General features: G+C 73.3%; 10 protein-coding genes. 6 read left to right on the top strand and 4 right to left on the bottom strand.

Features of this window, described 5'->3' with window-relative positions; all coding sequences use genetic code 11:
• Nucleotides 1-65 precede the first annotated feature (65 nt).
• The 3 genes from MXD60_RS27750 to MXD60_RS27740 all read right to left on the bottom strand — a co-directional run bounded on the left by MXD60_RS27750 (nt 66) and on the right by MXD60_RS27740 (nt 3,207).
• Entirely contained in the window at nt 66-371 is a 306-nt protein-coding gene (locus MXD60_RS27750; RefSeq protein ID WP_248822648.1) for a hypothetical protein, read from the bottom strand.
• 329 nt (nt 372-700) lie between these two features.
• On the bottom strand, nt 701-2,248 hold the full coding sequence (locus tag MXD60_RS27745) for a glycoside hydrolase family 27 protein (RefSeq protein ID WP_248822647.1): 1,548 nt from the start codon (nt 2,246-2,248) through the stop codon (nt 701-703).
• Between the two features lie 269 nt (nt 2,249-2,517).
• A complete protein-coding gene (locus MXD60_RS27740) occupies nt 2,518-3,207 on the bottom strand; it encodes an NADPH-dependent F420 reductase (protein ID WP_248822646.1) in 690 nt (229 codons plus the stop codon).
• Nucleotides 3,208-3,377: 170 nt separating this feature from the next.
• Here MXD60_RS27740 and MXD60_RS27735 point away from each other — a divergent pair, with 170 nt between their 5' ends.
• From MXD60_RS27735 to MXD60_RS27720, 4 genes are all read left to right on the top strand, one after another.
• Entirely contained in the window at nt 3,378-3,761 is a 384-nt protein-coding gene (locus MXD60_RS27735; protein WP_248822645.1) for a VOC family protein, read from the top strand.
• Nucleotides 3,762-3,917: 156 nt separating this feature from the next.
• Nucleotides 3,918-4,910 (top strand): LmeA family phospholipid-binding protein, encoded by a 993-nt coding sequence (locus tag MXD60_RS27730; protein ID WP_248822644.1) that lies wholly within the window; start codon nt 3,918-3,920, stop codon nt 4,908-4,910.
• Nucleotides 4,907-5,176, top strand: a complete 270-nt coding sequence (locus MXD60_RS27725) for a CoA transferase (protein WP_248822643.1) — start codon at nt 4,907-4,909, stop codon at nt 5,174-5,176. The genes MXD60_RS27730 and MXD60_RS27725 overlap by 4 nt, the downstream gene beginning before the upstream one ends.
• 157 nt (nt 5,177-5,333) lie before the next feature.
• Nucleotides 5,334-6,152, top strand: a complete 819-nt coding sequence (locus MXD60_RS27720) for an enoyl-CoA hydratase (RefSeq protein ID WP_248822642.1) — start codon at nt 5,334-5,336, stop codon at nt 6,150-6,152.
• A gap of 41 nt (nt 6,153-6,193) precedes the next feature.
• Here MXD60_RS27720 and MXD60_RS27715 read toward each other — a convergent pair whose 3' ends face one another.
• Entirely contained in the window at nt 6,194-6,931 is a 738-nt protein-coding gene (locus tag MXD60_RS27715) for an IclR family transcriptional regulator (RefSeq protein WP_248822641.1), read from the bottom strand.
• A 191-nt stretch (nt 6,932-7,122) separates the two neighbouring features.
• Between MXD60_RS27715 and gabT the strand changes: the two genes are divergently transcribed.
• Nucleotides 7,123-8,484: a 4-aminobutyrate--2-oxoglutarate transaminase gene (gene gabT / locus MXD60_RS27710; protein WP_248822640.1), complete on the top strand. Its 1,362-nt coding sequence runs from the start codon at nt 7,123-7,125 to the stop codon at nt 8,482-8,484.
• 154 nt (nt 8,485-8,638) lie between these two features.
• Nucleotides 8,639-8,971: a toll/interleukin-1 receptor domain-containing protein gene (locus tag MXD60_RS27705; RefSeq protein WP_248822649.1), complete on the top strand. Its 333-nt coding sequence runs from the start codon at nt 8,639-8,641 to the stop codon at nt 8,969-8,971.
• Nucleotides 8,972-9,117: the final 146 nt, after the last annotated feature.

Here is a 9,117-nt window from a genome sequence, read left to right as displayed (position 1 = left end):
CCGCCACGCCGTACCAACCCACCGGCCAGGAGTCGGAGATCAGCCACCCAAGATCGACTTAAGCTTCACGGCATTGCCGCCGGGGTGGGCGCTGCAGCCGAGGCACTGCCGTCCACAACGGACGCCGCGGCGGGCGGCGGGGCAGCCGGGGTCGGAGTAGTACCGGCGGGTACCGCGGCCTGCAGGGTCGAACCACCGGCCGGCGACCAGGGATCGGCAAACTCCCGGATGTCGATCGGGCGCCCAGTCCGCAACTGGGAGTAGACGACCTCGTTCACGGCCTTTCCGTCGCTACGTACAGGTTGGCCGCCCAGGGCCTTGTCGACCAACTGGTCCAGCATGTCCATAACCGCGTCGCCGAGATTACTCATGGTCAAGATCCTTCCGATTCGCACTCTGAAGGAGTCTCTCCGCTGGTACGGCCATCCGTGACTGGCGAGCGGGCGCCACGTCCTTCAATCGCCGCCTCTCACCGGCTCTGTCGCCCAGCGGAAACGGGGGTATTAGCCGGTAACGAGACCAGTGTCCTTCCACGGTCCTGGGGTCGCAACTCGGGCGGAGGGAAGTGGCACCTCGGCTGACGCGGCATGCGAACTACCGAACATGCACGGCCTTCCGCATCCCTGGACATAGTTGCATGGATTTGTTTTCCTTCATCCATCCTGGCGGACCGAATCCTCTGGGTTTCGTCAAATCTGGATTACTCCGCGTACCTTCTTGGCAAATCTGTCCAGTTCCGCCATATAGTGTCCGCACGAAAGGTGCTCCACGAGGGGTGGAGCGCGAGGACGAGATGGTCGCCGCTTTCGACTTCTGCCTGCACGGCCGCGGTGGCGCCGCCCCGCCGATCGACACCGCCATGCACGGCAGTGTGCGGCGGACCGTAGTCGGGGACCAGCCGTAGCATGGCCGACGCGTGTGGCGCCAGGGTGACCGGTAGGGCGACGTCGGCGGTGGCGGTGGACGCGGCGACCTCGCCCGTCCACAGGTCCTTCGCCTGGTAGCGGGTGGCCGTCGGCAGGGACAGCTCGGCGGCGGTGAGGTTCGCGGTGCGGGCGGTGGCGGTGGGGTTGACGGCGAGGACGGCGGTGTCGCCGCCGGCGAGGCGGCGGGTCCACACCTGCAGGCCGTCGGTGCGGGACAGGCGGACCGCGGCGGCGCCGAGCGGGTCCTGGTCGACGGCGAGGACGGCCCGGTTGGTGAGGATCGCGCGGGTCGACGCGTCCGTCCGGGTCAGGTCGTTGCCGGCGAGCAGCGGCGAGGCGAGCATCGCCCAGATGCTCAGCTCGCTGCGGGCCTCGGTGTCGTCGAGGCGGGTCGTGTCCGAACCGGTGGCGATCGCGCCGATCTCCTGCACGACGATGTTCTCGGTGTCCGGGGTGAGGCCGAGAGTGAGCATGTCCAGGTCGTTCCAGTGCCCCGGGCCGCCGCTGCGCTGCCAGGCGGACGACGCGCCGAGGTTGTCGGCGACGCAGCCGCCGGTGGACCCGCCGAGCGGCTCGGTGGACGTCCAGCAGGGCACATGGTCGTTGGTGGCCCGCCACAGGTTCGCCACCTGCGGCGCCCACGTCCACGGCTGCTGCGCCGCCGGGTCGCCGCCCGCCGCCGGGTTGATGCTGTAGACGATCGGGCGGCCGGTGGCGTCCAGCGCGTTGCGCATCCGGGTGAAGCCGGTGACCAGCCATCCCCGGGCGTCGGTGGCCGCCGGGCGCAGGCCCAGGTAGCTGCACGCGTCGTACTTGAGGTAGTCGACGCCCCAGGCGGCGAACGCGGCGGCGTCGCGGGCCTCGTGGCCGTAGCTGCCGGGCAGGCCCTGGCAGGTCGTCAGCCCGGGGGACTCGTAGATGCCGAGCTTGAGCCCCCGGGCGTGGACGTAGACCGCCAGCGCCGCGATGCCCTCGGGGAAGCGGTCCGGGTCGGCGCGCAGGTTCCCGTCGGCGTCGCGCGCCGGAGCCATCCAGCCGTCGTCGATGATCACATACTGGTAGCCGGCGGCACGCATGCCGGAGGAGACGATCGCGTCGGCGGCGGCGCGGATGTCGGCGGAGCGGACGTCCGCGCCGAACGCGTTCCAGCTGTTCCAGCCCATCGGCGGGGTGCGGGCGAGCCCGGCGGACACCGCCCGGTGCGCGTCGATGCCGACGACCAGCGGGACGCCCGCGGCGTCCCCGCCGACCAGCACGGCCAGCAGGAACCCGAGCAGCAGCCGCCAGAGGGTCGCGATCCGCGTGCCGTCGCCGTGAGCCACCTGGAAACCGTCTCCGGGGTCGGGCCGAACCCCGACGGGGCCCGGTCGCGAGCGCCACCCTATGGACGCAACCTGTGTGGGACCCGTGAACGCGGCGCCCTGCCACCCCTACGGCGCACGCCGGACGGCGGTCAGCGTGGGAGCGGGGCTACCTGACTCCTCCACAGGGGTCCAGGTCCGATTTATCCCTGCGGAAGCCCGTGGAAGAGGCAGGAAGGCGCCCGGCCGTGCCCGCGCCGCGCCGACGTGGTGCGGGCGCCGGTGCGGGGTCAGCTGCTCGCGGCGTCCGCGTAGCGGCGGGAGGCGGCCAGCGCGGCCCGCACGGTGGCGGCGTCGGCGGAGCGGGCCTGGGTGAAGTCCGCGGTCGAGTACAGGCCGGCGTAGGCGGCGGTGTCGCGCTGGTAGCGCCAGCCCTCGGCGAGCGGGCCGGCGTCAACGGTGTCGTAGCCGATCGCGTCGAAGAACGCCGTCACGGTGGCCTTGGCGGCCGGGTCGTCGCCGGCGATCGCGAGGGCCGAGCGGTCCGGCGCGCCGGCGGGGCGGGCCAGCTCCAGCAGGTGCTTGAAGTAGATGTTGTTGAACGCCTTGATGACCTTCGAGGTCGGCAGGTGGGCGGCGAGCAGCTCGGACGTCGTCGTCGACTCGTTCTCCAGCTCGGGGAAGGTGCCGTCGCGCTCCGGGTAGTAGTTGTTGGTGTCGATGACCACCTTGCCGGCCAGCGGCTCGACCGGTACGGCCCGGTAGGCCTTGAGCGGGACCGTCACGACCACCAGGTCACCGGCCGCGCCGGCCTCGGCGGCCGTCGCCGCCCGCGCCCGCGGCCCGATCTGCGCCACCAGGTCGGCGAGGGTCTCCGGCCCCCGCGAGTTGCTCAGCACCACGTCGTAGCCCGCGGCGACCGCGAGTTTCGCGACGGTTCCGCCGATGTTGCCGCTGCCGATGAGTCCAAGAGTTGTCATGCCCGCGACAACCCCAGGCCCACCCCCGTGCATTCCAACTGCGCCCGGCGCCGACTCGCTCACGGCAGGTAATCCGCTGTGGGCGAACGGGCGACGTCCTGTGGCTGCGCCCGGCGACCGGGCGCGAACGCCGCGTACTCCTGTGCGGACCGCGTACTACCGTGTGGACCATGAGTGTGGTTCGTCGGGTAGCCGTGTCGCTGGACTGCGCGGACGCCGGTGTCCTGGCCGAGTTCTGGGCGCGGCTGCTCGGCGGCACGGTGGCGTTCACCAGTCCGGCCACCGGCGCCGCCGGCGTCGTCGCGGACGGGTTCGTGCTGACCGCGATGCCGATCGCCGACTACCAGCCGCCCACCTGGCCGGAGCCCGGCGTGCCCAAGCAGATCCACCTGGACCTGGCCGTCGAGGACCTCGCGGCGGCACAGGCCGAGGCGCTGCGTTTCGGCGCCACCCTCGCCGCGACCCAGCCGGATCCGGACCGCCGGCGGGTGCTGCTCGACCCGGCCGGCCATCCGTTCTGCCTGACGGCCGCGTTCCCGGCGGCGCTGCGGTGACGCGCCGGAAGCGGCCCGCGCGACGGTCCGCCGTCGTCGGGCACCGGCGACGGTAGCCTGACCGTTGTCGACACCTGAGGCAGCAACCCCGTCAGGCAGCAACCCCGTCAGGCAGTGACCGCGTGAGGCAGGGAGGCCGAGGTCGACACCGAGCCGGTGCACGACGCGGCGGACGAGCCGTGGAGTGAACCCTGGTCGCGGACCGGCCGTTTCACCGTGCGGTCCACCGTGGCCGCCGCGGCGAGCGATCCGTCGTCCGCCGAGAGCGGGGACGCCGCCGGCTGGCCGCCGGCCACCACGCCGGTCTCCGCCGGAACCCGTCGGTTCCGGTCGCGCCGCCCGGCCGGCCCCCGGCGGCCGCTCGGTTCCCGGCGTCGCCTCGCGCTGATCGTGGTCGTCGCCCTGGTCGCGTTCGTCGCGCAGTTCGTCGTCGCCGACCGGGTCGCCGTCGCGCTCGCCGAGCGGGCGATGGCCAGCCAGATCCGCAGTGGTGCCCTCGCGGACCTGCCGTGCGACACCACCCCGCCGACGGTCTCGGACGTCAGCATCGGCGGCTTCCCGTTCCTCACCCAGGTGCTCACGGGCTCGTTCTCCGACGTCGGCCTGACCATGACGGGCCTGCCCACGACCGGCCCGCGCATCGAGCGGATCAGCGCGCACGCCCACGGCATCCACGTCCCGATCTACAAGCTCGCCACCGGCGGCGACGGCACGATCCGCATCGACGACCTGCGGGCGACGGTCCGGATGACCTACGCCGACCTCAACGCCTACCTCGCCACCCAACCCGGCCGCGTGCACATCACCCCCGTCAACGGCGGCAGCAGCCTGGCGATCACCGCGACGCTGAACATCCCACTGTTCGGCGACCAGCAGGTCGGCGGCGTGACGACCTTCGCCGTCCACAACAACAAGGTGACGCTCGTTCCCTCGCAGATCATGCTCAACGGTCTGTTCAACCTGAGCATCCCGCTCGGCACCCTCGGCCAGTACTTCCCGCAGGTCGCGATTCCCGTCGGCGATCTGCCCTTCGACCTGACCGTCACCGACGCCTCGACCGACGCCACCGGGCTGAACCTCGCCGCGACCGCGGCGCACATCGAGACGTCCACCGCCGACCAGAAGCCCTGCCGCCCCACCGGCACGTGACCAACGCGGCGCTGGCGGGGCTGCGGGTCCTCGACGCGGCCACGTTCCACGCGGCGCCGCTGATCTCGTCGCTGCTCGCCGACCACGGCGCGGACGTCGTGCGCCCGGAGCGGTCCGGCGGCGACCCGTACCGCACCCGCGCCCCCGGCCTGTGGGCACTGACCGCGCGCGGCAAGCGCTCGCTCGACCTCGACCTCGACGACGCGGCTGGCCGCGCGCGTCTGCACGCGCTCGTCGTGAACATCGACGTGGTCGTCGTCAGGTGACGGGGCCCTCGGTGATGCCCCGGTACCGCGGGCCGGCGAGCACACCGCGAGGAGCGCCGTGGAAGGATGCAGCTACGACGTGACGGCGCTCACCCACGGGTGTCCCGCGCGCCGCGCCGCGCTGTGGCCAAGGGCGCGGCCGACCCGAGGGAGAGCCGTGACGGCACAGCCGGCCGAGGCGGAACCCGTCGTCCTCGTCGACGTGGCGGACCGCGTCGCGACCGTGACGCTGAACCGTCCCCGCTCCCGCAACGCGCTCAGCCAGGCGCTCACCTGCGCGCTGTGGGACGCGGTCACGGCGCTGGGCGCCGGCCCGGACGTCGACGCCATCGTCCTCACCGGCGCCGACCCGGCGTTCTGCGCCGGGGTCGACCTGCGCGAGGCCGCCGGCCAGGCACCGCGTCCGGCCGAGCCCCGCCCGCCCGGCGAAGGCCCCGAGCGTGACGTCAACGGGATCTTCCGGTTCCTGCCCGTCCTCGACAAGCCGATCATCGGCGCGATCAACGGCCCCGCCGTCACCGGCGGCCTCGAACTGGCGTTGCAGTGCACGTTCCTCGTCGCCTCCGAGCAGGCCCGGTTCGCCGACACCCACGCCCGGGTCGGCGTCATGCCCGGCGGCGGTGTCACCGTGCTGCTCGCCCAGTCCGTCGGCCTGCGCCGGGCCGTCGAGATGTCGCTGACCGGCAACTTCGTCGGCGCCGACGAGGCCCTGCGCCTCGGCCTGGTCAACCACGTCGTGCCGCACGGCGAGCTGCTGCCCGTCGCCCGCCGCCTCGCCGGCGACATCGCCGGCAACGACCAGCACGGCGTGCGCCGCCTGCTCGCCCACTACCGCCAGATCGCGAACGCGGCGACCCTCGACGAGGCGCACGCCCTGGAGGGCGTGATGTCGATGACCTGGCGCCCGGGCACGAGCAACATCGGCGCCCGCCGCGACGAGGTCCTGCGCCGCGGCCGCGCCCAGCTCGGCGGCTGAGCGGCTCGGCGGCGGCGTCGCTCGGCGGCGGGGCGCGGCCGTCACGCCGAGGGGTCGTGCGGTGGCCGGCCGGGCAGCCGGGCGCCGAGCCGCGCCGCGGTGTGCCGGACCCGGCCGACCAGCTCCGGCGGGAGGCGCGGCGCCATGGTCATCACGGTCAGGGCGGCGACCACCGTCCCGTCGCGGCCGCGGACCGGGACCGACGCGCAGCAGATGCCCTCGACGAGATCCTGCCGGTCGTAGGCCGCATCGTCGTGCCGGATCGCGGCGGCGCTGCGCCGCCACTGCCGGGCGGACATCGACGGCGGCCCGGTGGGGTCGGACCGGCACGCCAGCAGCAGCTGGCCGCCGGCGGTCTCCAGACGCAGCGACGTGGGGCTGCCGCCCAGGTCAAGACCGCGGTCGGCGGCGACGCTGGTGGCCGGCACGACCTGCCGGTCCCGCAGGACGACGACGGCGACGGCCGAACCCGTGGCGGCGCTCAGCGCGGCAACCGGCTCCCGGGCCAGCCGCGCCAGCCGGTGCAGGGACCGGTCCGGCGCGGTGAGCCGGCGCAGGCCCGCGCCGATCCGGTAGGTGCCGGCGTCGTCCCGGTCGATGGCGCCGAGCGCGGTGAGCTGCCCGACCAGCCGGTGCACCGTCGTCTTCGGTAGCCCGGCCGCCCTGGCCAGCTCGGACAGGCTGGCCGCATCCAACCAGGACAGCGCGTCGAGAACCTCGAAGGCGCCGTCGAGCACCCCGCGCCCCCGCGGCGCGGCCAGTCCGTCGGATTCGGGCATCTGCCACATCCCCCGATGACGACGACGCGATCGACCGCGGGAAAACCCGCGTCCCAGGGCGATCATATCCGCGCTGATCGCCGCCGCCCACCGACGTGGGGCCGCGTGCGCCCGCGCGAGGCACGGCGAGGGCGGGACACCGCGTGTGGCCCATGGTGGACAGCGTGCTGCCACGGCCCGACAGTGGGGCGGTGGACGTTCCTCAGCGCCGGCAGCTGCGCACGAGCATCCCCGGGCCCCGTTCGCTCGTCCTCGCCGAGCGCCGCGCCGCCGCCGTGGCCGGTGCGGTCGGGTCGACGATGCCGGTCTACGCGGCCGCTGCCGGCGGCGGGATCGTCGTCGACGTCGACGGAAACCAGCTCATCGACCTCGGGTCCGGCATCGCCGTCACCACGGTCGGCGTCAGCGCCCCCCGCGTCGTTGCCGCTGTCGCCGAGCAGGCGGCCGCGTTCACCCACACCTGCTTCGCCGTCACCCCGTACGAGGGGTACGTCGCTGTCGCCGAGGCGCTGAACCGGCTCACTCCCGGCAGGCACGAGAAGCGGACGGCGCTGTTCAACTCGGGCGCCGAAGCCGTCGAGAACGCCGTCAAGGTCGCCCGGTTCGCCACCGGCCGGCCGGCGATCGCCGTGTTCGACCACGCCTTCCACGGCCGGACGAACCTGGCCATGGCGATGACCGCGAAGGACATGCCGTACAAGCACGGATTCGGCCCCTTCGCCGGTCACGTCCGCCGAGCCCCGCTGTCCTACCCGTTTCGCGACGGCGCCGGCCTGGCCGGACCGGGCGTCGACAGTCCGGGCGTCGACGGGCCGGCCGCGGCGAGGCGGGCCATCGACGCGATCGAGCGGGCCGGTGGCGTGACGGACCTCGCGGCGGTGGTCATCGAGCCGATCCAGGGCGAGGGCGGGTTCGTCGTGCCGGCGCCCGGCTTTCTGCCAGCGCTGGCGTACTGGTGCCGCGCGCAGGGCGTGCTGTTCGTCGCCGACGAGATCCAGACCGGCTTCGCCCGCACCGGCGCGATGTTCGCGTGCGAGCACGAGGGCGTGGTCCCTGATCTGATCGTCACCGCGAAGGGCATCGCCGGCGGCCTGCCGCTGTCCGCGGTCACCGGCCGCGCCGAACTGATGGACGCCCCGCAGGTCGGCGGCCTCGGCGGCACCTACGGCGGCAACCCGCTGGCCTGCGCCGCCGCCCTGGCCGCGATCGGGACAATCGAGGCCGACGGCCTGCTCGCCCGTGCCCGCGCCATCGGCGACCTGGTGACCGACCGGCTACGCCGACTCCAGGCCGCCGACCCGCGCATCGGCGACGTGCGCGGCCGCGGCGCCATGATCGCCGTCGAGTTCGTGCGGCCGGGCACCACGATCCCGGACGCCGCCCTCACCCGCGCCGTTGCCGCCGCGGCCCACCGTCAGGGCGTGATCGTCCTGACCTGCGGCACCGACGGCAACGTGCTGCGCCTGCTGCCGCCGCTGGCGATCAGCGAGGCGCTGCTCATCGAAGGCCTCGACATCCTCGCCACCTGCCTGGCGGAGACGGTCGCGGTCTGACCGGCCGGGGGGTGTGCTCCGCCCACCGGCCGGCTGGCCCGGCAGATCGCGCAGGGTGACCGCCGTCACGACTCGGCGCCCGGTGTTCGACAGGAGCCGGAGGAGAGTCGTTTCCGTGACCGGGCGGGACGAGCTTCGTCAGTTCTTGCGGGCGATGGCGCGCCGTACATGTGGACGTGGGCGTCGTCGGTGGCGGCCGCGACGGCGTCGGGGTGCCAGTGGTGGGCCAGCACCACGCCGGGGTCGATCGGCTGTTTCCGCTGGTAGACGGGCTGCGGATGTGTCTGGGTTCGGGTGGTGGGATGCTGATCGTGTGGCCGGTGGGGGCGGCGGGGTGCAGTGTTTCTTTGTGTCGTACACGGGTGTGGATGTCGGGTGGGCGGAGTGGGTTGCCTGGACGTTGGAGGCCGCGGGGCATGATGCGCTGATCCAGGCGTGGGACTTCGGTCCGGGTTCGCATTTCGTCGGGGGATGCATCGGGCGTTAGCCGAGGATCGCAGGACGGTCGCTGTGCTGTCGGCTGCCTATCTAAGGTCAGCGTTTGCGACCGAGGAGTGGGTGAGGTGCCCCGTTAATTCCGGACAGGGGCCTCTACTAGAATAGGGGCAGTCCGGAGGAGATCATAGTTGACAC

The organism is Frankia sp. AgB32 (assembly GCF_023243045.1).
GTDB lineage: Bacteria > Actinomycetota > Actinomycetes > Frankiales > Frankiaceae > Frankia.
The sequence above is the reverse complement of the archived record's forward strand: the minus strand, read 5'-3'. Positions and strand labels throughout refer to the sequence as shown.